At 69.8% G+C, this 23,939-nt stretch carries 23 protein-coding genes and 1 pseudogene; 8 read left to right on the forward strand and 16 right to left on the reverse strand.

Annotated features, from left to right (window positions below):
- Positions 1 to 136: 136 nt before the first annotated feature.
- Positions 137 to 2,362 carry a copper-translocating P-type ATPase gene (locus ACWD5Q_RS08630; RefSeq protein ID WP_451426283.1) on the reverse strand — a complete coding sequence of 742 codons (2,226 nt, stop codon included), beginning with the start codon at positions 2,360 to 2,362 and terminating at the stop codon, positions 137 to 139.
- A gap of 240 nt (positions 2,363 to 2,602) precedes the next feature.
- On the opposite strand from ACWD5Q_RS08630, the gene ACWD5Q_RS08635 reads away from it, so the two are divergent.
- A complete protein-coding gene (locus ACWD5Q_RS08635; protein WP_451426284.1) occupies positions 2,603 to 3,283 on the forward strand; it encodes a class I SAM-dependent methyltransferase in 681 nt (226 codons plus the stop codon).
- A gap of 119 nt (positions 3,284 to 3,402) precedes the next feature.
- The gene (locus ACWD5Q_RS08640; RefSeq protein ID WP_451426285.1) at positions 3,403 to 3,843 is read left to right on the forward strand and encodes a protein kilB; all 441 of its coding nucleotides are present in this window, start codon (positions 3,403 to 3,405) and stop codon (positions 3,841 to 3,843) included.
- A 391-nt stretch (positions 3,844 to 4,234) separates the two neighbouring features.
- On the opposite strand, the gene ACWD5Q_RS08645 is transcribed toward ACWD5Q_RS08640, so the two are convergent.
- The 4 genes from ACWD5Q_RS08645 to ACWD5Q_RS08660 all read right to left on the reverse strand — a co-directional run bounded on the left by ACWD5Q_RS08645 (position 4,235) and on the right by ACWD5Q_RS08660 (position 8,836).
- Entirely contained in the window at positions 4,235 to 5,650 is a 1,416-nt protein-coding gene (locus tag ACWD5Q_RS08645) for a M1 family metallopeptidase (RefSeq protein WP_451426310.1), read from the reverse strand.
- Positions 5,651 to 6,095: 445 nt separating this feature from the next.
- Positions 6,096 to 6,602 (reverse strand): molybdenum cofactor biosysynthesis protein, encoded by a 507-nt coding sequence (locus ACWD5Q_RS08650; RefSeq protein ID WP_451426286.1) that lies wholly within the window; start codon positions 6,600 to 6,602, stop codon positions 6,096 to 6,098.
- A gap of 111 nt (positions 6,603 to 6,713) precedes the next feature.
- A complete protein-coding gene (locus ACWD5Q_RS08655) occupies positions 6,714 to 7,490 on the reverse strand; it encodes a polysaccharide lyase family 7 protein (RefSeq protein WP_451426287.1) in 777 nt (258 codons plus the stop codon).
- Between the two features lie 38 nt (positions 7,491 to 7,528).
- Positions 7,529 to 8,836: a ThuA domain-containing protein gene (locus ACWD5Q_RS08660; RefSeq protein WP_451426288.1), complete on the reverse strand. Its 1,308-nt coding sequence runs from the start codon at positions 8,834 to 8,836 to the stop codon at positions 7,529 to 7,531.
- 457 nt (positions 8,837 to 9,293) lie between these two features.
- Between ACWD5Q_RS08660 and ACWD5Q_RS08665 the strand changes: the two are divergent.
- The 3 genes and pseudogenes from ACWD5Q_RS08665 to ACWD5Q_RS08675 all read left to right on the forward strand — a co-directional run.
- Positions 9,294 to 9,446: pseudogene (locus ACWD5Q_RS08665) on the forward strand (TetR/AcrR family transcriptional regulator); the annotation flags it as partial.
- Positions 9,447 to 9,524: 78 nt separating this feature from the next.
- On the forward strand, positions 9,525 to 10,094 hold the full coding sequence (locus ACWD5Q_RS08670; RefSeq protein ID WP_451426289.1) for a TetR/AcrR family transcriptional regulator: 570 nt from the start codon (positions 9,525 to 9,527) through the stop codon (positions 10,092 to 10,094).
- 125 nt (positions 10,095 to 10,219) lie between these two features.
- Positions 10,220 to 11,395 carry a GDSL-type esterase/lipase family protein gene (locus ACWD5Q_RS08675; protein WP_451426290.1) on the forward strand — a complete coding sequence of 392 codons (1,176 nt, stop codon included), beginning with the start codon at positions 10,220 to 10,222 and terminating at the stop codon, positions 11,393 to 11,395.
- Between the two features lie 287 nt (positions 11,396 to 11,682).
- On the opposite strand, the gene ACWD5Q_RS08680 is transcribed toward ACWD5Q_RS08675, so the two are convergent.
- From ACWD5Q_RS08680 to ACWD5Q_RS08705, 6 genes are all read right to left on the reverse strand, one after another.
- Entirely contained in the window at positions 11,683 to 12,537 is an 855-nt protein-coding gene (locus ACWD5Q_RS08680) for an ABC transporter permease (RefSeq protein ID WP_451426291.1), read from the reverse strand.
- Positions 12,534 to 13,514, reverse strand: coding sequence for an ATP-binding cassette domain-containing protein (locus tag ACWD5Q_RS08685; RefSeq protein ID WP_451426292.1), 981 nt, complete (start codon positions 13,512 to 13,514; stop codon positions 12,534 to 12,536). Before ACWD5Q_RS08685 ends, ACWD5Q_RS08680 begins: the two co-directional genes overlap by 4 nt.
- Positions 13,515 to 13,713: 199 nt before the next feature.
- Positions 13,714 to 14,319, reverse strand: a complete 606-nt coding sequence (locus ACWD5Q_RS08690) for a PadR family transcriptional regulator (protein ID WP_451426293.1) — start codon at positions 14,317 to 14,319, stop codon at positions 13,714 to 13,716.
- A gap of 200 nt (positions 14,320 to 14,519) precedes the next feature.
- Positions 14,520 to 14,765, reverse strand: coding sequence for an ester cyclase (locus ACWD5Q_RS08695; protein WP_451426294.1), 246 nt, complete (start codon positions 14,763 to 14,765; stop codon positions 14,520 to 14,522).
- A gap of 6 nt (positions 14,766 to 14,771) precedes the next feature.
- Positions 14,772 to 14,957, reverse strand: a complete 186-nt coding sequence (locus tag ACWD5Q_RS08700; protein ID WP_451426295.1) for a hypothetical protein — start codon at positions 14,955 to 14,957, stop codon at positions 14,772 to 14,774.
- A 29-nt stretch (positions 14,958 to 14,986) separates the two neighbouring features.
- Positions 14,987 to 15,517 carry a response regulator gene (locus ACWD5Q_RS08705; protein ID WP_451426296.1) on the reverse strand — a complete coding sequence of 177 codons (531 nt, stop codon included), beginning with the start codon at positions 15,515 to 15,517 and terminating at the stop codon, positions 14,987 to 14,989.
- A gap of 132 nt (positions 15,518 to 15,649) precedes the next feature.
- Between ACWD5Q_RS08705 and ACWD5Q_RS08710 the strand changes: the two genes are divergently transcribed.
- On the forward strand, positions 15,650 to 15,781 hold the full coding sequence (locus ACWD5Q_RS08710) for a hypothetical protein (RefSeq protein WP_451426297.1): 132 nt from the start codon (positions 15,650 to 15,652) through the stop codon (positions 15,779 to 15,781).
- A 172-nt stretch (positions 15,782 to 15,953) separates the two neighbouring features.
- Here ACWD5Q_RS08710 and ACWD5Q_RS08715 read toward each other — a convergent pair whose 3' ends face one another.
- From ACWD5Q_RS08715 to ACWD5Q_RS08730, 4 genes are all read right to left on the reverse strand, one after another.
- A complete protein-coding gene (locus tag ACWD5Q_RS08715) occupies positions 15,954 to 17,462 on the reverse strand; it encodes a hypothetical protein (RefSeq protein WP_451426298.1) in 1,509 nt (502 codons plus the stop codon).
- Positions 17,459 to 18,148: a hypothetical protein gene (locus ACWD5Q_RS08720; RefSeq protein ID WP_451426299.1), complete on the reverse strand. Its 690-nt coding sequence runs from the start codon at positions 18,146 to 18,148 to the stop codon at positions 17,459 to 17,461. Before ACWD5Q_RS08720 ends, ACWD5Q_RS08715 begins: the two co-directional genes overlap by 4 nt.
- Positions 18,149 to 18,253: 105 nt before the next feature.
- The gene (locus ACWD5Q_RS08725; protein ID WP_451426311.1) at positions 18,254 to 19,177 is read right to left on the reverse strand and encodes a GNAT family N-acetyltransferase; all 924 of its coding nucleotides are present in this window, start codon (positions 19,175 to 19,177) and stop codon (positions 18,254 to 18,256) included.
- A 528-nt stretch (positions 19,178 to 19,705) separates the two neighbouring features.
- Positions 19,706 to 20,596 (reverse strand): polysaccharide deacetylase family protein, encoded by an 891-nt coding sequence (locus ACWD5Q_RS08730; RefSeq protein WP_451426300.1) that lies wholly within the window; start codon positions 20,594 to 20,596, stop codon positions 19,706 to 19,708.
- A 317-nt stretch (positions 20,597 to 20,913) separates the two neighbouring features.
- Here ACWD5Q_RS08730 and ACWD5Q_RS08735 point away from each other — a divergent pair, with 317 nt between their 5' ends.
- Positions 20,914 to 21,273: a cupin domain-containing protein gene (locus ACWD5Q_RS08735; RefSeq protein WP_451426301.1), complete on the forward strand. Its 360-nt coding sequence runs from the start codon at positions 20,914 to 20,916 to the stop codon at positions 21,271 to 21,273.
- 23 nt (positions 21,274 to 21,296) lie between these two features.
- On the opposite strand, the gene ACWD5Q_RS08740 is transcribed toward ACWD5Q_RS08735, so the two are convergent.
- The gene (locus ACWD5Q_RS08740; RefSeq protein WP_451426302.1) at positions 21,297 to 22,202 is read right to left on the reverse strand and encodes a helix-turn-helix domain-containing protein; all 906 of its coding nucleotides are present in this window, start codon (positions 22,200 to 22,202) and stop codon (positions 21,297 to 21,299) included.
- 368 nt (positions 22,203 to 22,570) lie between these two features.
- Between ACWD5Q_RS08740 and ACWD5Q_RS08745 the strand changes: the two genes are divergently transcribed.
- On the forward strand, positions 22,571 to 23,509 hold the full coding sequence (locus tag ACWD5Q_RS08745; protein WP_451426303.1) for a protein-ADP-ribose hydrolase: 939 nt from the start codon (positions 22,571 to 22,573) through the stop codon (positions 23,507 to 23,509).
- The last annotated feature ends 430 nt before the right edge of the window (positions 23,510 to 23,939 follow it).

Here is a 23,939-nt window from a genome sequence, read left to right on the forward strand (position 1 = left end):
TGCGTGCACCCGCATGGCCCAAAGCTCCACGCCCTCCCGGCCGGGACCGTCGCCCCGTCACATGACTCAGTCGCAGGAACAGCCTGCGGGTCGGCCGGACGGAGCATACGGGCGGGCACCCGTACGTCACGCGGCGTCACACGCCGTCAGGCCTGAGCCTCAACCGCCTGAGCAGTTGGGCGTTGAGGGCCACCACGACCGTCGAGGCCGACATGAGCAGTGCGCCCACCGCAGGACTGAGGACGACACCCGCCCAGGCGAGCACTCCGGCCGCGAGCGGCACTGTGATCAGGTTGTACCCCGCCGCCCAGGCCAGGTTCTGGATCATCTTCCGGTAGGACGCCCGGGACAGCGTGACCACCGCGCGGACGGCGCGCAGGTCGGAGGAGGCCAGCACCACTCCGGCGGATTCGATGGCGACGTCCGTGCCCGCGCCGATGGCGAGGCCGACGTCCGCACGGGCGAGCGCGGGGGCGTCGTTCACGCCGTCACCGACCATGGCCACGGTGAGCCCACGCTCCTGGAGCGCGGCCACGGCCCGGTCCTTGTCGGCCGGCAGCACGTCCGCGAAGATCTCGTCGAGGCCCGGCCTGAAACCCAGGGTTTCGGCCACCCTCTCGGCAACTGCCCTGCTGTCGCCGGTGATCATGACGATCTTCAGGCCGTCATCCCTCAGCCGTGCGAGGAGCGAGGGCGCCTCGTCGCGCACCTCGTCTTCGAGTACGAAGGCCGCAACGGCCCGCGGCCGGCCGGTCTCCTGCAGGTCCAGCAGGTACAGCACGGCAGCGCCGTCTCGTGTCCAGGCGTCCGTAGCCGCTCGTACCTCCTCCGGGAGGACCGCGTCGGTGGCCTGGAGCAGGGCGGGGCCGCCGACGGCATGGAGTCGCCCGTCCACACGAGCCTCGACTCCTTGACCGGGCAACGGACGAAACTCCGAGGCCCGGGGAGCCCCGGACGGTGCGGCGGCGACCAGTGTCCTGGCCAGCGGGTGTTCACTGTCGGCCTCGACGGCGGCCGCCAGAAGCAGAGCGCGTTCCGTCGTGACCCCCTCCGCGACCACCGTGTCCCTGAGCGCCGGCCTGCCCTTGGTCAGGGTCCCCGTCTTGTCGAAGAGGACGGCATCGACCGTACGCATCCGCTCCAGGGCCAGCCTGTCCTTGACCAGGATGCCCGCCTTGGCGGCAACCGCCATGGACAGCGCCACGACCAGGGGAATGGCGAGCCCCAGCGCGTGCGGGCAGGCGATCACGAGCACGGTCACGGTGCGCACCACGCCTTCCCTGACATCGCCGGCCAGCGTCCAGGCGACGAAGGTCGCCAGCGCCGCGAACGCGGCCACGTAGAACAGCGCACCGGCGAAGCGGTCGGCGAGCACCTGTGCCCGTCCCCGGGATCGCTGCGCCTCCGCAACCAGGCGGGAGATGCCGGCCAGCGCCGTGTCCTCCCCCACCGCCTCGACGCGGACGCGCAGTGCGGAGTCCGTCGCGACGGCGCCCGCCACGACACGGTCCCCGGCCGAGCGGGTCACCGTGCGGGACTCGCCGGTGATCATCGACTCGTCGACCTCGGCTCGTCCGTCGACGACGGTGCCGTCGGCGGGAACCCTGCCGCCCGGCCGCACGAGTACCTCGTCGCCCGGCCGCAGCGCCGAAAGAGGTACGGAAACGGGACCTGTTCCGTCGCGCCCGACGAGTTCGGCGGAGTCGGGCAGGAGGGAGGCCAGCGCTGCGAGTGCCCCCTGGGCCTGGCCGATCGCCTTCGTCTCCTGCCAGTGGCCCAGCAGCATGATCGTGACGAGGGTGGCCAGTTCCCACCAGAAATCGAGGCCGAAGAGCTTCAGCGTGGTAGCCGCGGACGCCGCGTAGGCCACGATGATGGCCATGGAGATCAGCAGCATCATGCCCGGGGTCCTGGAGCGGATCTCCGCCACCGCCCCGAAGAGGAACGGCTGCCCGCCGTAGAGGAACACCGCGGTGCCGAGGACCGGCGCGATCAAGGAGGCGCCGGGCAGGGACAGTTCGTAGCCGAACCAGGTCTGGATCATCGGGCTCGACACCACGAGCGGTGCGCTCAGGACGAGGGCGAACCAGAAGCGCCGGCGGAAGACTTCAGGGGTGTGGCCGGCGTGGGCGTCGTGGCCGGCGTGGGCGTCGTGGCCTGCGTGTTCCTCGTGGCCGGTGTGCTGCTCATGGCTCGAGTGGTGGGGCTCCCGGAGGTGGTGGTGTGCGGGGCCGGGGTGGTCTCCGTGGCCGACAGGGCGGGTCTGCGTGGTGTGTTGGCCATGCTCACCCGTATCCGGACCGTGGCTGCGGCCGGGGTAGTCCCGGTCCGTCGCGCCCGGCCTCTGGCCCATATGGGTCATCGCTTCTCCCTGCCTCGGCCCGGGGGGCGATGCCGTAGGGAACTCCCGTGAGCGAGCGGGTCCCGGGCTGCAACCGTTCGACGTCCGCGCCAAGGTAGAAGGACGGGCCGAGGCCAGGGGGTGCCGCGCACGCAGCGTGTTGTTCCGAGGGTGCACGATTCCCGACCGCGCCGCACAGGGGTGTGCCGGGTGCAGGAACGGTCGTAGGGCGTGACCCGTTGGACGGGCATGAGCCTGAACATGCGAGCAGGGCATCGGGGGACGGGACCGGGTGCGATCACCCACGACGGCTGCGCCGTCGAGATGTATGCGCGGCTTCCGGTCGGGCCTGAGCCGGACGTCATCGGCTCGGCGGTGCCGGCGGGTGCGCACATCCTGGAACTGGGCTGTGGTGTGGGGCGGGTGACCCACCCGCTCCTGGAGCGGGGCTTCAGAGTGACCGCGGTGGACGAGTCCCCGGAGATGCTGGCGCGTGTCCGCGGGGCGCGCACGGTGTGCGGTCCCATCGAGGACCTCGACCTGGGCGAGTCGTTCGATGCCGTGATGCTGGCGTCGTTCCTGGTGCACGCCGGAAGCGTCGAGGTCCGGCAGGCACTCCTGCACGCCTGTCTGCGGCATGTCGCTCCAGACGGCTGTGTACTGATTCAGCGCGAGGGCGAGGACTGGCATACGAACGTGCCTCGCGAGCGCGTCGACCCCCGTGGCTTCACCATGCGGATCACGTCGTCGGAGCCGGTCGGTGACGGAGTGCGCTCCGTGCGTGCGGAGTACGAGTTCCCGGACACCACATGGACGCAGACGTTCCTGTCCCGGCCGCTGTCAAAGGAGGATTTCGAGGAGGTGCTGGCAGGGGCGGGCCTGAGGGTGGACAAGTACCTGACGGAGGACCGGACATGGGTACGCGCGGTTCCCACGGTCTGAGACATCCGTCGGCGTGACGGCCACCTGATCGTCGTCGACAGGCAGCGCAGACCCGACCCCATGCTGGAGGAGCGCCGAGTCCCCCAGCATCACCACCGATCCCTGAGGAGGGCTTTCCGATGTGGTCCAGCATCATCGCCGTGGCCGGCACACTGCTCGGCGGCGCGCTCACCGGGCTGCTCCAGTTCAGGGGTGAGCGGGCCGCCCGCGCTGACCGGAGGGCGGAAGCACTGCGCCTGGCGCTGGGCGAATTGGTGGCCGCCCTGGGTGACCACCGGCGGGCGATGTGGCACCGCGAGGACCTTCGCCTGAAGGGCGCGAGCCGGGAAGCCCTCGAGGCGGCCCGTGCGACGTCGCACGCCACCCGCTCCGCCGTCACCGCTCCCTTGGTCTCGGTCTCCGTCCTCGAACCGTCCCTCGCCGAACCGGCCCGCCGGGCCGCCCTGGCCGCGTTCGGCATACGTGACGTCGCCGACCACACCGTCCTGGCCACCCGCCGCGAGGCCGCCATCACAGCGACCGACGACCTGGTCGCCGCTGCGGGGCGCGCCATGGCCTGATCACACCGACGCTGGGAGCGCCCAGGTTGGCCGGACCATGCTCGGTGTCTTCAACACCGACCGCGCCCCGGGACCGTAGGATCGCTGCACCGGCCGGCCCACGCGGCCGAGGGCCGAGAGCTCGGCCGCGGAGCCGTCGGCGAGGCGGGCTCCCGTGATCGCGGAGCGGTGCCGTCGTGGTCCGCGAAAGCGGACCGGTCGTACGGGCAGGTGCGCGTGACCTCCTCCGGTCGCGGGGTGTCGGTCAACGCGAGCCGTGACGTGGGCAGTTGTCAGTGCTCTCGCGGGACGCCGAGGGTCCCCCCACGAGGTCGGGGGACCCTCGGCGTCTGGCATCGGTTCGCCGCCGGTGACTCCGAAAGAGGCCCGCTGCGGCGAACCGGTGCCATGGTCAGCCGTCGATGCGGTGCTGGGTCCAGAACGAGGTCAGGTCCGTGGTCGTGGCCGCCTGGGCGGCTGCCTTGAACTCGGCCGTGGTCGAGACGCCGTACCAGTGCGACGCCGCGTAGCTCTTCAGCAGTTGCGCCATGGCGCTGTCGCCGAGGACACGCCGCAGGTCGTGCAAAGCGCACTTGCCGTAGCCGTAGATGACGGTGGAGTACCGGGAGGAGTGGGCGTCCCAGTAGGCCATCGAGTTGGTGATCTTCTCCGCCGACGAGGCCCAGGAGACGCTGTTCCAGCAGTTGGTTCCGGTCTTGTTCTGTGCCAGGTCGGTGGCGTAGTCGGTGAACGCCTCATCGAGCCACGGGCTGTTGTACTCGTCGTCGCCGACGATGCCGTACCACCACTGGTGACCGATCTCGTGGGTGAGCGCCGTGGTGCTGACCAGGTCGAGGACGAACCCGGGGTACTCCATGCCGCCGAACCAGAAGTTGTTGTCGATCACCGCGTCCAACTCGCCGTACGGGTAGGCGCCGAACCGTGACCCGTGGGTGTCCACGGCGGTCTTGGCGGTGGCGAGCATCGACTGTGCGCTGGCCGAGCTGATGCCCGAGACGGAGTAGACGTTGACGGGCGTGCCGGCGGCCGAGGTGCCGGAGATCTTGCTGAAGGGGCCGGCCGCCCAGGCGAAGTCGCGGACCTTGGAGGCGGTGGCGGTGGTGATCGTGCGTCCGCTGGAGCCGGGAGTGTCGGACGAGGAACCGGTGGCCGGTACGAGCAGGGTGCTCGGGTGGTCCAGGGTCACCCTGAAGTCGGCGGCCAGTGAGTAGAAGGACTCGCCGTTGTTGGTGTACGGATCCAGGTGCCAGCCCGCCCCGTCCTTGACCGCGAGGACCGGCAGGGCGTTGCCGATGAAGCTGAAGGCCCCGTCGTGACCGAAACGGTCGGCGCCGCTGGGAACGGTGATGCCCAGGTCGAAGCCGATCGCGGCGGTCTGGCCCTGCGCGAGGGGGGTCGGCAGATCGATCTTGAGGGCGGTGCAGTTGACGGACAGGGAACCCGCGGTGCCGCCGGTGACATTGCTGACGGTGATCGGCGGGGTGGAGCAGGTGCCGTGGTAGCTGTCCCACAGCCTCAGGTACACCTCGCTGAGCGGCGTGGAGGACGCGTTGGTGAAGGTGGCGCTTTCATGACCGGTCCAGACCGTGCCGGAGGCGTTGCTGCTGAGGCTGACGGTGTACGAGGGTGCGGCCGGGGTGCGCGTGGAGTCCGCGGCCGACGTCGTGCCGTCGGAGGTGTCGAGGGCGACGTCGTCGATGAAACTCCTCTGGAGGCTGGAGTCCTCGGTGCCGGTGAAGGCGGCGGCCGCGGAGGCCAGGGGCGGCGCGGAGGCCGCCGGGGTCACGGGAAACAGGACAGCGGCCATCGCGGCGACGGCGAGTGCGCTCGCCGCGAGGGCCTTGTGGGGGGTGGGTCTCACACGAAACTCCTTTGCGCCGGCCGGGGTTCCGGCATGCTGGGTGGCCACCCGTCGGCCTGGGTGCGCCGGTGGGCAGCCGGGGCTGCGCGTATCGCTTGCGCGATCGCTGGGTGAGATTCCTGCCGTCTCCCCGTGGGGTCGGGGCAACGGCTACGGGAAGCTTGGCAGAATTGACAAGAACATGCCATTGACTCTTGGGCCAAATCTGCCGCGCCCCATACCCCTCTCCGTGGCGGCGTGCGCAAAACAACGGGCGAAGGTCGGCATGCCCTCTTCGACGAGTACGTCTCCCCGTTCTCGGCACCCTGACACGAAGCCTCCGAGCGCGTTTGGCTGATGCTCCCGAGTCACACGAAGGGGCCCGGGAAGGATCGCCGACGCGGCCGCCGCGTCAGCGCTCGTCGACGTCCGGATGCACTCCGAACACAGCCGGACCCACGGTGAGGATCCCGTCGGTCAGCGGACGGCAGCGGACTCCGCCACCGCCGCGCAGCGCCCGCTGCGCTCCCGGCCCCAGGGTGCTGTCCATCCACGCACAGGGCCTGGCCGCACCGCGGACCGCCAGCACCACCGGCCCGGTGCCGCAGTCCAGATACACGGTCGCGCCGATGTACGAGTCGATGTCCACACCGCGGAGCAGGACGTTGCGCCGGGTCCGGCGCAGGTCCGCCTCCGCGGAACCGCCCTGCGGGAGGCGCTCGGCGGCCATGAGCGTCACCGACGCGTTGCGGTGGGCCGGACGGTTGAAGTATCGGTCGCCGACGATGCCCAGTTGCGCGCGCACCCGCGCTGTCGACACCAGTTCCTCCGGCGGTAGCTCGGGGACACCGCCACCCGGGCGGCCCTCGAAACGGTGCACGGGCGAGACCAGCAACTGAACGATTTCCACATGCTGCACCTCCCCGAGCCTACGGCCTCCTCACCGCAAGGACCGCGCCGCGGGCGGGCACAGCGCGCAGCAGGGTCCGCCGCCGGGTGAGCGGACCCTGCTGCCGGTGTGTGCGGTGGATCAGTTGTGGGAGACGTTCAGTTTGTAGAAGGCGACCCGGGCTCCCTTGGTGGTGCTGCTGGACGAGGACTGGTTGTAGGAGCCGGCCTTGAAGTACTGCTTGTACGGATTGAAGGACGAGGAGATGGGGTAGTGGGTGGTGCTGCCGTTGACGGTCAGGTCGATGGTGTTGCCACCGGAGACGCCGATGGTGTAGTTCCAGGTCTTCCCGACCGACACGTTCCCGACCGTGTGGAGGGTCTGACCGCCGGCCGGTGAGTTCTCGGTGCCGAGGACGATGTCACCGCTGGCGCGGTAGTACAGCTCCAGAAGCGGCTTGGTGGACGATCCCCCGGTGCCGAGGTGGATCTGCCCCACGCACACGTTGGACGTCACGGACACCACGCGCAGCGTCGCGGTCATCTGGTGGGTGCCACTGAGCGACCAGTTCGCCGGGCTGCCGTCGCGGTTCATCTCCCGGAGTTCGGATCGGGCGTAGTTGGAGTTGGGGGTGGTGACGCCCTTCTCGGGTGCCCAGAAGGTCATGGCACCGTCGCGGGTGTCGGTGTAGAAGTACGCGTCCTGGTAGCCGTTGGCGCCCTGGAGCCGGGACGAGGGGATGGTGGTCGGGGATCCCGGGGAGCCGACCGGCTCCTGGAGCTGCCAGATCGAGAGGTCGAAGTTGCCGCCGGGCGCGACATTCGGGTCCGCGGCGTTCGCACTGCCAGTGCCGAGCACTGCCACTGCGCCGACGAGCGCCGCGAGGGTCGTGGGGGTGAGGAGCCTGGAACGCATCATGCGGGGGGCCTCCCATGGAGTGACGAGCAGAACGGGACTTACTGCGCGGTGAGCTGGAAACTCTGCGCGCTGGAGCCGTCGCAGCCTCGTTGGGTCAGCTGAATGCTGTTGCCGGGGGTGGCCGCGGCGCTGAGGCACTTGCCGCTGTGGCGAGCGACGAAGTGGTATTCCCCGCTGGTCTCCTGGACCGGCTGCCACTGCTGGTTCTGACCGCCGGAGTAGGACCACAACCGCAGCGGGGCGTTGTCCGCCTGGGAACGATCGGTCACGTCGACGACCTGCTGGGCGTTGCCGCGGGCGGCTATACGGACATATCCGCTGTCGGTGGTACGGAACTGGAACTGCTGGGCCGTGGTGTTGTTGCAGGCGTACTGCTGGATGACGGTGCCGTTCGCGGTGGCCGCGGCCCGTGCGTCGACGCAGGTGCCGTTTCCGGCGTTCCGCGCCGTGTACCAGGCCGTCTCGGAGATCGGGCCGGAAGGCGGCTGGGTGTCCTCGGATCCGCCGAGCCACTTGAGCCCGTCGAGCAGGAACCGGTTCTGCGTGGGGCTGGCGAAGGTGGACGACAGGGTGGTGTTGGTGGCGTAGTCCATCGCGTTGTGGCCGAAGTTGGCGTACAGCATCCTGTACTTGGTGTTCGTCCACAGGATCGGGTAATAGCCGCTGTACCAGCTCTGGTTGGGGTCGGTCCCGAGCGGGAAGCTGCTTGGATCGATCGAGGCCAGGATCTTGATGTCCGGGTTCTGGCGCAGGTCGTTGGACCAGCTGTACCACTCGCTGACCGACGAGGTGAAGGTCGACGGCAGGTTTCTGGTTGCCGGGTGGCTGTGGTCCTCGACCCGGAGGACGGCTGTCGTGGGCCCCCAGGTGTTGGACACGAAGTTGCCGCTGCCGAGGAACTGGTTGTGGTACCAGGGCCAACTCGCGGCGTCGGTGGTGAACGCCGAGACGTGGAAGCCCAGCCACGCCCCGCCGTTGCGCATGTACTGCTCGAATCCGGCCCGTTGTGCGGCGGTCTGCGGCAGGTCGTCGAGGAAGAGCACCACCTGGTAGCCGTTGACTCCGCCGTTGGCGAGGAGGTTCCAGTCGTTGCTCGCGGTGTAGGTGAAGCCGTTCGCGGCCGCCTGCCGGGGGAACCAGTCGTTCGCCTCGCGAACGAAGCTGATGTGCGCGGCGTCCCAGGTTCCGTTGTAGAGGGCCAGAACCTTGAACGGGGACACAGCGCGAGTCGTCGCCTGCGCGGGGGGCATCGCCAGGCCCAGCAGCGCGGCCAGCAGGACGAACAGCCGCAGCACCCTACGGGCGCCGGCACGGTGCCTGAAGACGGTGGAGGGTGGCTCAGCCATGGCGATTTCCAGCCTTTCGCGCGCGATGACGGTGGGGGGAGGCTGCGGAGTCGAGTTCAACAGGCTGAACAACGAGTGCATCCATGAACTGCTGGTGACCTGAGAACCTAAAGGTCTGAACCAAGCATGTCAAGAGGTGAAACAGCAGAAGAGTCCTACGTGACGTGGACGATCACACCCTGGAGCCGGGCGCCGGACTACTCGCGGGCGGGTCTTCAGCCCTATGACACCGACCGGTCGGCGCGATGAGCGTTCAGCCGGCTGATCACGTACGTCCGCGACAGCCGGTCGGCGCCACAGAGGTGCCCCTCTGCGCATCACCTTCCCAGACGACTCGGCTTCGGCACCGCCCCGCTGGGCAACATGTTCCGGGCCATCCCGGACGGCAAGGCGGCTGCCACGGTGGAGGCGGCCTGGGAGCACGGCACCCTCGAGAGATCAAGAAGCAGCAGACCCGCACGGCTTCGATCAGGTCACGGTCGCCGAGGTCGCACGGCATGCGGGCGTGTCCACCAACACGGTGTTCAACTACTTCCCCACCAAGGAAGACCTCTTCTTCGACCGCCAGGCCGAGGTCGAGGGACATCTCGCCGCCTTGGTACGCGGAAAGCCCGCACAGAACCGATCCCCGTTTGCCTAAAACTATTAGGCAAACGCATAATAGGCATCGTATAACGGAAGGAGAGCTATGGTTCGAGTAGGGCTGACCACCGAACGTCTGACTCGGGCGGGGGCGGAACTGGCCGACGAGGTCGGCTTCGACCAGGTGACCGTCTCGGCGCTCGCCCGCCGGTTCGACGTCAAGGTCGCGAGTCTGTACTCGCACCTGAAGAACTCCCAGGACCTCAAGACCAGGATCGCGCTCTTCGCCCTGGAGGAGCTCGCCGACCGAGTCGCCGACGCCCTGGCCGGACGCGCGGGCAAGGACGCCCTGACCGCCTTCGCCGATGCCTACCGCGACTACGCCCGGGAACACCCGGGTCGCTACGCCGCCGCCCAGTTCAGACTCGATCCCGAGACGGCGGCCGCCAGCGCCGGCGTCAGACACGCACAGATGACGCGGGCGATCCTGCGCGGCTACGACCTGACGGAGCCGGACCAGACACACGCGGTCCGGATGCTGGGCAGCGTCTTCCATGGCTACGTCAGCCTGGAGATGGGCGGAAGTTTCAGCCACACCGCCGTCGACCCGCAGGAGTCCTGGTCCTGGATCGTGGATTCGCTCGACGCCCTGCTGCGGAACCGGACCACACCCTGACCGTCGGCGCCGCGCCACCGCATACGGTCAGCCACACCGCACACCGCACACCGCACACCGCACACCGCACACCGCACACCAGAGCATCCGCACCATCCGGAAATCTTGAACAACACACTGAGGCAATGAACACCGAGCACGGCTGGATCACGACGCCCGTCACCCCCGACATCCTGCGCGGCGCCCTCGACGTGGAACGCACCGCGCACGGTCTGCTGCCGCACCGGCTGCCCGCTCGGGCCCGGCAGCAGATTCCCGACGGCCAACTGGCCATGGCCGAGGCCCAGCCCTCCGGCGTGCGGTTGGTCTTCCGCACCCGAGCCACCGCCGTCGAACTGGGCACACTGCCCACCAAGAGGGCCTACCGCGGTCTCCCGACCCCGGCGGACGGCGTCTACGACCTCCTGGTCGACGGACGTCTCGCCGCCCAGGCGACGGTGCCCGGTGGCAAGGTGCACACGATCGACATGGCCACCCAGTCCGTCGAACTGCGCGAAGGGCCTCCCGGCACCGCCCGGTTCACCGGCCTGCCGGCGCGGGACAAGCACGTCGAGATCTGGCTTCCGCATACGGAGATCACCGAGCTGATCGCCCTGCGCACCGACGCCCCCGTCGAGCCGGCGCCGGACAGCGGGCGCACCGTGTGGCTGCACCACGGCAGTTCCATCAGCCACGGCTCGAACGCCGCCCACCCGACGGCGATCTGGCCCGCCCTGGCCGCCGCGCAGGGCGGAGTGGAGCTCGTCAATCTGGGGTTCGGCGGCGGCGCACTCCTCGACCCGTTCACCGCCCGTGCGATGAGGGACACCCCCGCAGACCTGATCAGCGTCAAGATCGGCATCAATATCGTCAATGCCGACGTGATGCGTCTGCGCGCCTTCACCCCGGCCGTCCATGGCTTCCTCGACACTCTGCGCGAGGGACATCCGGCCACGCCGCTCCTGGTCGTCTCCGCCATCCTGTGCCCGGTCCAGGAGGACACCCCCGGCCCCCTCGCGCCCGACTTCGACGGCGGGACCGTGCGGTTCAAGGCCATGGGCGACGCGGCCGAACGCGCTGCCGGACGCCTGACGCTCAACGTCATCCGCGACGAACTCGCCCGGCTCGTCGAACAGCGGGCGGCTGACGACCCGCACCTGCACTACCTCGACGGCCGCGACCTCTACGGCGAGGTGGACTACGCCGAACTGCCGCTGCCCGACGGGGTCCACCCCGACCCCGCAGGACACCGCCGCATCGGCGAGAACTTCGCGCGGCTCGTCTTCGGCGCCGACGGCCCCTTCGCCACGGTGTCCGGCTGACCGGAGGCACGACCGGGCCCGAGGGCAAGGGTCTCACCCACGTTGAGACCCCCCACCCGCGGTCGGGGGCGGCATCCACCCGCGACCGCCCCTGCCGTCCGCCGGTGCGCGGCGCCGTCTCTCCCCCAGGGCGGGAGAGACGGCGTGCGGAAGCGGCGTCTCCGAGGAGCTCTTCGCCTCAGGGACGCCGCTTACATAAGGGAGGGAGGGGGGAGCCACGGCAGCTCGGGGTCAGCCGACGGGGGGACAACCGACCCCGGCTGCCGTGGCTCGTTCGGGGGGTGCCGTCAGGTGCGGCTCTTGGCGCGGTAGAGGTACATGGTCAGCGGGGCGAAGATCAGCGTGATGACTCCGCAGGCCAGCAGGACCCGGCCGATGTCGGAGCCGCTCGCATCGCCGTGGACCAGTCCGCGTACGGCAGTGGCCGCGTTGCTGACCGGGTTGGCTTTGACGATCGCCTCCATCCAGCCGGGCATCGTCTCGGGCTTCACGAAGATGTTGCTCGTGAAGACCAGGGGGAACATCACCAGCATGCTGGAGCCGGACACCGTCTCGGGCGCCTTGGCGACCACACCCAGAGCAGCGAAGATCCAGCTGACGCTCACCGCGAAAACCAGCAGCAGCAGCATCGCGGCCAGCACGCCGCCCACTCCGCCGTCAGGACGGAAGCCCAGCGCCAGGCCGACACCCATCGTGGTGGCCAGCGCCAGCACATAGCGGACGATGTCGCCGAGGAGGCTGCCCACGATGGTGGCCGGCTGCCAGAACGGCAGGGTCCGGAAGCGGTCGTAGATGCCCCGGGTGATGTCCATGTTGAGCGCGGTACCGGTGTAGACCGTCGGCATCACGACGGTCTGCACGAGGACGCCCGGCAGGAAGTACTGGAGGTATTCCCTGGCCGATCCGGCGAACGCGCCGCCGAAGAGATAGGTGAAGGTCAGCAGGAAGACGATGGGCATCAGCGTGACGTCGAACAGCACGGCCACGCCGTAGTGTTTCATCTTCCGCATCGTCCGCCAGGCCGAGACCCGTACGGCGGTCAGCGGGTTGGGGTGGGAGGGGCGGATCTGACTGGTGAGGGCCTTGCGCAGGGCGTCGGCCGGCACGCCCGGGGTGGCCGTCGTCTCGGAAATGAGGGTCATGCCGCGTCCTCCTGGTCGGTGTTGCCGTCTTCCGCACGGCGGCCGGTCAGGGCGAGGAAGACCTCGTCGAGGCTGGGCCGGCCGAAGGCGAAGTCCGAGACGGCGATCTCTGAGCGGGCCAGCTCGGCCAGGGCTCGGACCACCCTGTCGTTGTCGTCGGTCCGCACGGAGAGCGAGAACGGGTCGGACTCCTGGAAGACCGGCGAGGCGAGGACCCGGGTGAGTAGTTGGGCGGCCTCGGGGCGTTCTTCGGCATTGACGAGCCGTACGTGCAGGGCTCCGGTGCCGACCGACGACTTGAGCTCGCCCGTGGTGCCCTCGGCGATGACCCGGCCGTGGTCGATGACGGCGATCCGGTCGGCCAGTTGGTCGGCCTCGTCCAGATACTGCGTGGTGAGCAGGATCGTGGTGCCCAGGGCCACCATGGCCCGCACGCTGTCCCACACCTGGTTGCGGCTGCGCGGGTCGAGTCCGGTGGTCGGCTCGTCCAGGAAGAGCAGGTCGGGGGTGATGACGAGGCTGGCGGCGATGTCGAGCCGGCGGCGCATACCCCCGGAGAAGGTCTTGGACTGCCGTCCGGCGGCATCCGTGAGGTCGAAGGCCGCGAGCAGTTCCTCGGCCCGGTCCGCCGCCTGTGCGCGGGAGAAGCCCAGCAGCCTGGCGAGCAGAGTCAGGTTCTCGGTGGCGGTGAGATCCTCGTCGATCGAGGCGAACTGGCCGGTGAGGCTCACCCGGCTACGCACCGCGTCGGCCTCCTTGACCACGTCGTGCCCGAGTACCCGGGCGGTTCCGCCGTCGGGGGTCAGCAGGGTGGACAGCATCCGGATCGTCGTCGTCTTGCCCGCGCCGTTGGGCCCCAGCACGCCGTACACGACGCCCTGGGGGATGGCCAGGTCGACGCCGTCGACGGCACGGTTCTCACCGAAGACTTTGACGAGGCCCGACGTCTCGATGGCAAGAGTGGATTGCGAACTCAATCTGTGACTCCTTGGTCCTGATGCGCCGCGAGGGGCTGCGCGCCACGACTGGCGCACCGGCAGAGCCCCGAGGACGGGAGGGAGGAAAAGGACGGCACTCCGGGTCATTAATCAAATTTGACCACCGCCTCAAGCTAGGGCACGGACGGCCGACTATGCAAGTTTGATTAGTGAAGTGTGCGAAGGTCCGTCAGTTCACCTACGGCTCGACAGGAGACCGCCAGGCTCCCGGCATCCCGAAGGCGCGCTCATGCTCGCCCGCCATCTCGTACTCCCCGGACGTCACCCGTTCCAGCAGGTCACGGGTCCATTCCACGCCCAGGTCGACATACCGCCTCCGCATCGTCCACAGCTCGCCCAGATGCGGTGGCAGCCCCCCAGCGTCGGCCGCCTGAGGCTCCTTGCGCAGCACCGCGCGCTGTGCCTCCAGGTCAGCCAGCCGCGTGGAGAGCGCCGAGACGGCACGGTCACGGGTGAGCGCAGGCATCAGTGCGAGGCCTGCGCTGAGCATGTCGTCACGGTGCTCGGGCCGTTCCAGGGCGTCGACGAGCAGCCGGAAGAACTCCTTGTCCCCCTCGGGGGTCAAGCTGTAGTCCACCCGCCCCGGCCAGTCCGCGATCTCGGTGGCCTCCAGCAGGCCGCCCTTCGCCAGCTGCCGCAGGGCGTGATAGATCGAACCGGGTTTGACGTTGGCCCAGGCGTCAATCCCCCAGGACAGCAGCTCGGCCCGGACCCGGTAGCCATGTGCCCTGCCGAAGCCGCGTACCACCCCGAGGACCAATAGCCTCGTCGCCGTCATCGTCATCCCGTTCTCTCTGGTGCGGCGATCCGCCTGCCTGCCGCCCGCCTGCGCGTCAGCATAGTGAGCGGCCCGGGGCGCGGCGGAGGGCGCCCGGACGCAGGCTGATCCAGAAGAGACACCCTGGCCCGGGGGCGCGGAGCACGCCCGCACCCCCGGGCTCCCGCCGGTGGACCGGCAAACCGGCGGCTGGACATCCGGGCAGGTCAGGCGCTGGCTTCCAGCTCCGCCTTCGGAACGTCCGGCAGCTTGCCCAACTGGACGAGCAGGGGGCGCATGTTGATGACGTCCCAGTGCTCCACGACCTTGGCGTCGGCGAAGCGCAGCTCCTCCACCAGGTGCCAGCTGACGCGCTGTCCGGTCGGTTTCACGCCCATGAACTCGTTCTGACGGGTGGCGGTCACGGTGATGCGCAGGACGACCCGGTCATCCTCGGCTGTGATGCTCTTCACTTCGAGCTAGAGATCGGGGAACGCCTTCAGCCCCGCCTCCATGAGTTTGATCATGTCGGCGGAACTCACCTCGGCGTCCTCGGAGTAGTGCACGATGTCCGGCGACCAGTGCTTGATGATCCCGCTCAGGTCCCATCGGTTCCAGGCGGCGACCATCTCCAGACACAGCGCCTTGCGCTCGGCCAATGACATGGTGATTCCTCACAGTCTCGCGGACGATGTCACGCCAGACTGCGCACCGTTCCCGTTGAGAGGAACAAACGGTCGGCGATGGTCGCGGTGCCCTCGCCCGCGGCGGCGAGCCGGAGGACTTCCAGTTCACGCGGGGCCAACGGCTGAGTCACGTCTTCGAGTGCCGTGATGGCCAGTTGAGGGTCGACGACCCGCTTCCCGGCGGCCACCGCCCTTATGGCGCCGACGAGTTGGGCGGGGTTGGCGTCCTTGCACAGGAATCCGGAGGCGCGGGTGGCCAACGCCCGGCGCAAGGTGCTGGGGTTGCCGAGCCCTGTGAGCATGAGGATCCGGCAGTCGGGTACGGCGGTACCGAGCGCGGCGGCGGCGGTGATGCCGTCCATACCGGGTAGACCGATGTCGAGTACGGCCACATCCGGTCGCAGTGCGCGCGCCTTCGGAACGATCTCATCGCCGCGACCGACTTCGGCGACCACATCGAAATCGGTCTCCAACGCCAGGAGTTCGGCCAACGCTCTGCGTAACATCGCCATGTCCTCGGCGATCAGAATCTTCAGCACGGCCCCTCTCACATCGGCCGTCTCCAAGACACCCGCGCTCCATACTCTCACCCAGAAAGCCGGATCACAGCTTGGAATCGCCCAACACCCCAGCCACCAACCAGGGCGATCGCAAAGTCTGATGTTCTTGGAATGCTGGCGGTCGGCGAGCGCCCAAGCACGGCGGAGATCGCCGACCCAACCGCCCGGACCAAGTACAAGGTCGACCTGCTCGCCATTGCCCCGGAGAGCGCCCTCAAAACCCGCGAGCCGCCATCGCGCTGATCGGCGAGGCCAAGGCCACCGTCCTCGCCGGCTGCGGGACACTGTGGCGTTCCACGCCTGATCCCCATGTGCCCGAGTGGTTCATCGCGGCGATGGTCCTGCCGCTCGTGGTCGGCACCGCGGTGACGGTCGCTGCCGCCGTGCGCGACCGGAGGCGTTGACGTCTTCGGTCTCACGCCTCGTGCAGCCGGTCCCGCATCCGCTCAACCGTCTGGCAGATCCGCAGAGCGGTGCCCGCGGCGGCGGCGTGTCCCTGCCGGTCGAGCAGGCGGCCCAGCAGATTCCAGCCCCCGGCCTGCTCCGGCGCCAGGACCAGCGCCGGGACCAGCGCGGACAGCGCGGAGTCGACGTCTCCCTCAGCGGCGAGCTTCTCCGCGCGCAGTCCGTGCGCGAAGTCCAGCCAGGGGTAGCGGCCGAGTATCGCGTCCAGGGTCCGCAGATCCGGTGTGCGCGGGCCCTGTGCGAGGTGGGCCCACAGCTCCTTGTCGGTGACGGGCGTCGTCCGGTACGCGGCCGGGTCGTCCACCCGGCGGTGCGTGGGCCAGGGGTCGACCAGTGCGGTCACCGTGCGCCAGCTCGGCCGCAGCCACACCGCCGGCACCTGTGAGGCGTTCCTCAACACCTCCGGGAGCAGGGCCCGTTCACGGGCGAACCGGGCGCCGGTGGTGTCTCCGCGCCTGCGGAATCCCTCCTCCAGCTCGCGCGTGTACCTCACCGCTGCGCCCATGCCACCGATTTCGAGGGAAGTCCACAGCGCCGGGAAGTCCGCGTGCAACTCCTCGAACTGCGCGCGTACCGTCTTCAACCCGAGCGGCAGCCGGACCACCGCGTTCCGTAGTCCGCTCAGACAGACGACGCCGACGCAGGTGACCGCGGCCAGCGCCGCTGCCCAGGAGTCGAAGTCGGTGGCGGCGCGGACCTCGTCGAGCCGCGCGTACGCATACGTCAGCAGCCAGTTCACCGCTCGCTGCGCCGGCCGGCTGAGCGTCTGCACGGGCTCCTCGGGCCAGTCGAGGGGACCGCTCACCCACTGGTCGGGCGAAGCGGGCAGTACTCCGCCGGTGAAGACCCGGGTCAGGGCGTCGGCGGACGCCGTCTCCTCCCCCGCCGCCCGCAGCAGCAGCGCGACGGCGTCGCCGGCCGCGGACACGTCCACCACCTGCCCGGTGGTGGCCAGCTCGACGATGAACCGCACCGCGGCCGGGACGGCGTCCGGTGCGTCGGTGGCGACGCAGTGCCACAGCGCCGCACGAACAAGCCGGTCGATCAGCACGACCCGCCGCCCCTCGGCCTGCTCCGGGGTGTCCACCTCGTCCTCGCCGGGGCCCGCGACCTGCCAGCGGACGAACAGCTCGCTGACCCACTGGCTCGGCGTGTGCTGCGGCCAGCGCGCCGTGTATCCGGCGAACGGTGCTCCGGCCTGCGCGGCCGGCCCGGAGACGACGAACGGGAGGTCCGCCGCGAAGCGCAGCCCGATCCCCTCCTCTGCCAGCAAGGTCAGCGCGAGCAGTGCGCGGTGCCGTCGCCGCCGGTACCCGATCGAGGGCGGGGCCATCCGGTGGAAGTCCAGGGCCGTTGTCTGCTGCCCCGCGAGCCGCGCCTCCGCGAGCAGCGTGTCGATGATCTCCAGCAGCGGCCCGGCACCCGGCGTCGGGGCCGTGACCAGCGGGGTCCCGCTCAAGAGGTCAGTCCCGTCAGGCCGATGGTGGTGACGATGTCACCGAGGTTGGCACGCGTGGTGTCGAACGCCCGAAGCAGCCACTCCCGTGCCGAGATCCGATCCGTCCGCACATGCTCGATCCCGAGCCGGTACAGCTCCAGCCCCAGGTCGTCCAGGTACTTGCCTGGTTTGGCCGTGGCGCTGACGTGGCCGATCAGCGCCAGCACCCGGCGCAGGCGCTGCCGTACCGCACGTTCGTTGTCCAGCTCGCCGAGGGGCAGATACAGCGCCTCGGACTCCTCGGCCAGGTCGTCCAGGACGACCAGCCCCGGCAGCGGTGGCGTCGGCCGCCCGTTGAACAGCGCCCGGACCATCCGGTAGGAGGGGTGGACGCCGACGTCCAGGTCCACCCAGGAGCGCAGCGAGTCGGCCCCCACCGGCACCGCGATGGGGGCGGGCTCGTCGAGCGTGAACAGCACCAGCACATCGGGGCCGCTGTCGTCGGCCAGCGTGCCCGCGCGCACGTAGTCGGCGACCTCGATGTCGCGGCTGTGGAACGCGAGGAAGCAGTACGCCCGGGCGAACTCCCGCAGCCGTCGGACGTTCTCCGGCCGCAGCAGCTCGTTCAGGGCCCGGATGTTCCCGGTCTGGTTCCGGACGTCCGCTGCGGCTTCTTCGAGCAGAGCCGCCAGGGACAATACGTACATTGGCTCCCCCGTAGCGTCGAACCCCAGGTACTCCAACAGGCCTTCACTCGGCCGTCATTGAGCACGATAGCCGCTCTTCGCGCGGAGTCGCCGGGGACTCCTCGGTCACCTCCAGGTCATGTTGATCTCCCGCCCGAAATTGACGTAGCCGGCCCGCTGGAAGGCGTTCGCCATGGGGACGTTGCCGAGGTCCGTGGCCGCTCGGATACGGGGGACGCCCTGCTGGGCCAGGATGCGGGTGCCTTCGGCGAGGATGTCGTCGATGTAGCCGTTGCCGCGGTGCTCGGGAAGCACCGCGAGGTAGGCGACGACCGGGTTGTAGCCGTTGTGCGCCGGGACGACGAATCCCACCGGCTCCGTGGTGGGCAGCACCGCGACGCGCCACCAGTCGCTGGGGCTGGTGTAGCGCGCGAGTTCTTCCTCGTAGTGCCGGGTCGCCGCTTCGAGGGGAGACATCTCGGTGAGGGCATGACGGCTGTGTGCGTCCAGCGTGCCGTCCAGGACCCGCGTCATGAGGGCCGGCAGTTCGGCGCTGTCGTGAGGGGGCCGGAAGGCAAGGCGTCCGCTCGGCTCGGGAATCGGAGTTCCCGGACGCCATTCCAGGCGGAGCCGCTCGACGAACAGCGTGGCGCCGGTGCGCTCCAGAATCGTCATACGGTCCTGGACTACGCGTCCGGTGTCATCCCTGTCGCGCCAGTCGGGCGGGGTCATGCGGCTGTACTCGGGTAGGGGAGATCCGCTCGGGAGGGTGGCGGACACAGCGGTGCGCAGGAGCCGTACACCGATCTCCACCCGGTCGGGGGCCGGGAGGCCGTCGTCGACATCCAGGATGTCCAGGAGGGCCGGCGCATCGTCTCCCGGCCGGCTCCACCAGGCCGCCCTGGCCAGCAGCCGGTCCCCGCGCAGGGCCATCCACATCCATCCCGGCCGACGGCGGCCCTGGGCGAGATCGTCCGCCAGTTCCTCGTTGAGGAGATAAGGCAGTTGAGAAAAGAGGTCGAGTTCCTCGCGTCCGGTGATCGGACGCATGGTCAGGGTGTTCGGTTCCACGGTTGAGGCACACTCCGGTGAAGGGCGCCCGTCCGTTCCGGGTCAGGCGCGGTGCGCGGCCCGGGAAGAGACAAGCGCGGTGATCATGGGGGTCATCGGCTTACTCCTCCTCTCGTCGTCATGGTCCTGCGGCCGTGGCGCGCCGAGGATCCAGCGATAGAGCTATCCCACAACGGGGCACGCAGGCAAACCGTTTCCGCTCCGAGGACGCTCGTCCCCGCCGCAGGTCAGCAACCGCCGCGTACGGCTTCGAGCTTGCTCTCCTTCTGTGCCGTGTGGGAGGGTCCACGAGTTCTCAGCGTGTACGCCTGTCATCGACGAAGGACTGAGGCCAATGATCCCGGCGTCCCCCAGCGGCCGCCGCCGGCACTGAGCCGTCTGTCCAGAGGCAGCGACCCCGGTGCCCCTTGCGCCAGAGACGGGCGGTGGCGTCCTCGCAGTGTCGATGCAGAGTGTGCGGCGGATGCGGACGGTCGTGGGGGACGCCGAGCGGACGGCCGGGCCCCGTCAGGACAGCGCGTCCGAGAGGCGGACGAAGGTGTGGCCGGTCGTCAGCAGGTGGGGTACGGCCGCGGCGATCCCCCGCGCGGTGCCGCCTTCGGGATGGTTCATGTGGCACAGCACGATGGATCCGTCGTGGGCGGACGCGACGGCGGTATGGACCTGTTCCGGGGTGAAGGTGGCGCCTCCGTCGCCGTTGACGGAGAAGCTGACGAAGCGCTCCCCGAGGTCGGTCACGATCCGTGCCGCGATGTCGTCGCAGTACGCGGTGCCGGACCGGAAGAAGCGCGGCGGTGCGCCCAGCAGCCCGGTGAGCTTGGCCTGGTTGCCGGCGATCTCGTCGTACACCTCGGCGGGGTTGCGGGTGCCGGGGATGCCGTAGGCGGAGCGACCGGTCACCGACAGCGGGCGGTGCCGGGTGCCGTGGTTGGCGATCTCGAACAGCGGGTCGGCGGCCAGCCGGTGGAACACCGACGGGTTGGCGTCGATCCAGCGGGAGTTGAGGAAGAGGGTCGCCGGTACCTTCCGCTCGCGGAGGAAGTCGATCAGTGCCCGGTCGTAGCCACTGCCGCCGGGTCCGCCACAGGCGTCGAAGGTCAGCGCGACGGCGCGTCTGCCGGACGGGAGCGCGTGCACCACTCCGGGCGCGTCGAAGCCCCAGGTGTGGGGTACGGCGTGGCGGTATCGGGCGACGATCTCCGCGCGGCTGACCGTGGGTGCCGTCGCCGACGGGCCGGCGGAGGGGGTGCCCTTGGCGGGCGCCACGGGGACGGTGGGGGCGGTGGGCGAGCCGGGCGCGGGTGTCGTTGCACCCGATGCGCTCTTCCCCGGGCCCGAGCAGCCGGCGAGCACGCCTCCCGCCATGGCAGCCAGTAGTGCCCGGCGCCTGGGTGTCATCCGCTCCCCCACCTGGTCGAAGGCCGATCGACGGGAGCCGACACCCGCCTCGGCCACCGTACGGGGTGGAAGGGGCGCGACCGGGAAGGAGAGGGACAAGAGATCGCCAATGATCTTTTGTGGATCATTTGCTGTGTCGTCCGGGCCGCCATGGACGGTGGCGGCCCCTTCCTCCTCGTGCCGTCGGGCCCGCTGTTCGGCCGCAAGCCGAACCCGATCCCCGGTGCGCGATGCCAGGCGATGTGTCCGCCGATCCGGGCCGACAGCCGACACTGTGTCGGCGGATGAGCCGTGGACGATCCCGCTAGGGTCGCGCCATGACCCACAGCTTCGTAGTCCACATCCCCGACGCCGAGCTCGAACCAGAGCCGCTCGACCCGGCGCAGGTCGTCTCCGGCACGCCGGAGGTGACCGGCAAGGTGATCTGGGAGTCGGCGGACGGCCGACAGGTGCGGGGCATCTGGCAGATCACACCCGGCGTCGTGACCGACACCGAAGCGAACGAACTGTTCGTGGTGATCAGTGGTTCCGCGACGATAGAGGTCCAGGGAGGCCCTACACTGCGCGTCGGGCCGGGCGACATGGCGGTGCTGCGCGAGGGTGACCGCACGACCTGGACGGTGCACGAGACGCTCCGCAAGGCGTACGCGATCAGCCCACCGCCTCCCGGTAGGTGACAGAAGGTCCTGGAGGCCTTCCGTCACCTCGGCTCCGACCGGCTTTCGCGCTCCGCTTGCGGGTCGTGTCCCCTTACGGCCCTGCGGAAGCCGATCGGGGACTGACCGGTGCGCTGGTGGAAGTACTTGTTGAACTGCGTGGGATTGGGGAAGCCCAACTGGTCGGCGATCTGGGCCGCGGTCCGGTCGCTGTGCGCGAGCAGGCGCTTGGCCTCCAGTACGACCCTGCGGTCGATGAATTCCTTGGCGCCCAGGCCGGCCGCGGCGAGAGTGGCCCGGGACAGGGTGCGCGCGGAGTAGCCGAGCAGGTACGCGTAGTCCTCCACCCGTCGGGTGCGGGTGAAGTCCTTCTCGAGCGCGTCGCGAAACCGCAGGTATGTCTCGTCGGGTTCGGGCACGGGGCTGCCGACCGGCGTGGTGAGGTGGGCGAGGCGGAGCACGAGGACGGACAGCAGGTGGCGCAGGGCGGTCGTGTGCACCTCCAGGGGCAGCCGCCCGAGCGCGTGGAACTCGCGGGTGAGGTGGTCCGCGGCCATGCGCAGGGCTTCGGCGTCGTCACCCACCGGCATGCTGAGCACCGGCGCATGCGGGTCCTCCACATGCGCGGCGGCGGCGGTGGCCGCGTCCAGGAAGTCCCGTCGGAACAGGATCAAGGTGCCCTCGGCCCGTGTCGGGTCGCCCCATTGGTGCACCTGTCCCGGCCGCACCCACAGCCAGGAACCGGGCCGCAGGGTGTACCCCGTGAAGTCCACGGTCGTCCTGAGGTCACCGGAGGTGAGGGTGAGCAGGTGGTGGAAGTCGGGGCGCTGCGGCCTGGCCAGGGCCTCCGGCAGGACCCTGCGGCGCAGATCGGCCAGCGGCATCACCTCCACACCGGTGGGCGTGCCGGGCGGTGCCGCGAACGGGATCTCGGGAATGTCCCGAGTCATAGGATGTCCATTTCTGACCATGAGCAGTCGAAATTCTAGCCCTCTCCGGGCGCAGCCACGCCCTACGGTGGACGCGCCACGGGCGCCAGGCTGCACGCCGACGTCCCCGACACCGATGCCCTGGACGCCGCCGCCCTGAGCCCGCACCTGTCCCCCGCCACCGTCCGCTTCTCCGCCCCGCCCGATCCGGCATCCGGATGCGAAGGGAGCACGTGCCGAAGGGATTCGACCACATGAGCGCCGACGACGACGTGCGGTCCACCGGTCTCACGGCTGCGCGTGCGGGTACGACTGCGGCCGCGGGTACGGCTGCGCCCGAAGCCAAGGCCCGTCCCCGTAACCGCACACTCCTTCCGCCGGAGCCCCTGATGCCCATGCCCTCTGCCTCCACCGCCCTGCCACTCGCCTCGTACCGCGCCGCCATCGCCCTGGACGAACCGTTCCGGCCCAGTGCCCCGCCCGCTGCGGCCGACCACCTGGGTGAAGCGGCCCGCATCGCGCTGCGGGCCCTCGCCCATGACGCGGCCATCGCCCGGCTGGGCCTGTCCCTGACGGACGTGAACGGCTTCGGCGATGCCGACGCCCGACGGCTACTGCGCGCGCTGCTGACCGTACGCGCCGCGGAACCCCTGCCCGAGCAGACCGCGCAGGCACTCGACGCTCTGCTGGGCGGGGAGCGTCTGACCCACACCACCGTCGACGCGCGCCGACTCCCCAGCATCGGCCAGGAGTTCCCCGGCACGCCGTACTCGGCGGCCGACCGTACCGTGCTGTGGCTGGGCGACATCACCACACTCGGCGCCGACGCGATCGTCAACGCCGCCAACAGCGCCCTGCTGGGTTGCTTCCGCCCCCAGCATCCGTGCGTCGACAACGCCATTCACAATGCCGCCGGTCCACGTCTGCGCGAGGACTGCCACACCATCATGAGCCTGCAGAACGCGTCGGAACCGGTCGGCACGGCCAAGCTCACCCGCGGCTACCACCTCCCGGCCCGCTATGTCCTGCACACCGTCGGCCCGATTGTCGACGGCCCCGTGCGCCCATCGCACGAACAGGACCTGGCCGCCGCATACCGCTCCTGCCTCGACCTCGCCTCCGAGATCGAGACCATCCGCACCGTGTCGTTCTGCGGCATCAGCACCGGAGTCTTCGGCTTCCCCAAGGCCCCGGCCGCTCGCGTGGCCCTGCGGACCGTCGCCGACTGGACGGACGCTCATCCGGGGCGCCTCGACCGTGTGGTGTTCAACGTCTTCAGCGAAGACGACCGGGCGGTCTACCTCAACGCCTTGACCGAAGCCCTCTGACGTGCGTAGACGGGCGCTCCCGAGGCCCTCGGCCCTGCCCGGGCGGCTCCGGGGCGTTGTCGACCGCACCAGAGTGTGAGTGATTGATTACTCATGCACACGGCGGCGCGCATGAGCACGCACCTTGGGGTACCCCGCCGGGGGAATCGCCGCGTCGTGACGTGTAGGCGGGAGTGCAGCCTGCCACGGGGGCGGGGTGGTGACCGGGGCGGGGCCAACCGGGTTACTTTTCAGTTTGGAGGCACTCGGAGGGAGTACGGTCTGGCTCCCTTGCCGTGTCGTACAGGGTGCGGGGCGGGGGTCGGGTTGAGGGTGATCACGTTGCTGCTGCGGTCCCGCTGTGCCGGTGCGGTGCCGGCCTTCGCGGCGGCGGCGAAAGGACGACCTCTGATGCGAGTGACCCGGACCATGTTCGCCTCCGCGGCAGTTG

The organism is Streptomyces sp. NPDC002513 (assembly GCF_053595355.1).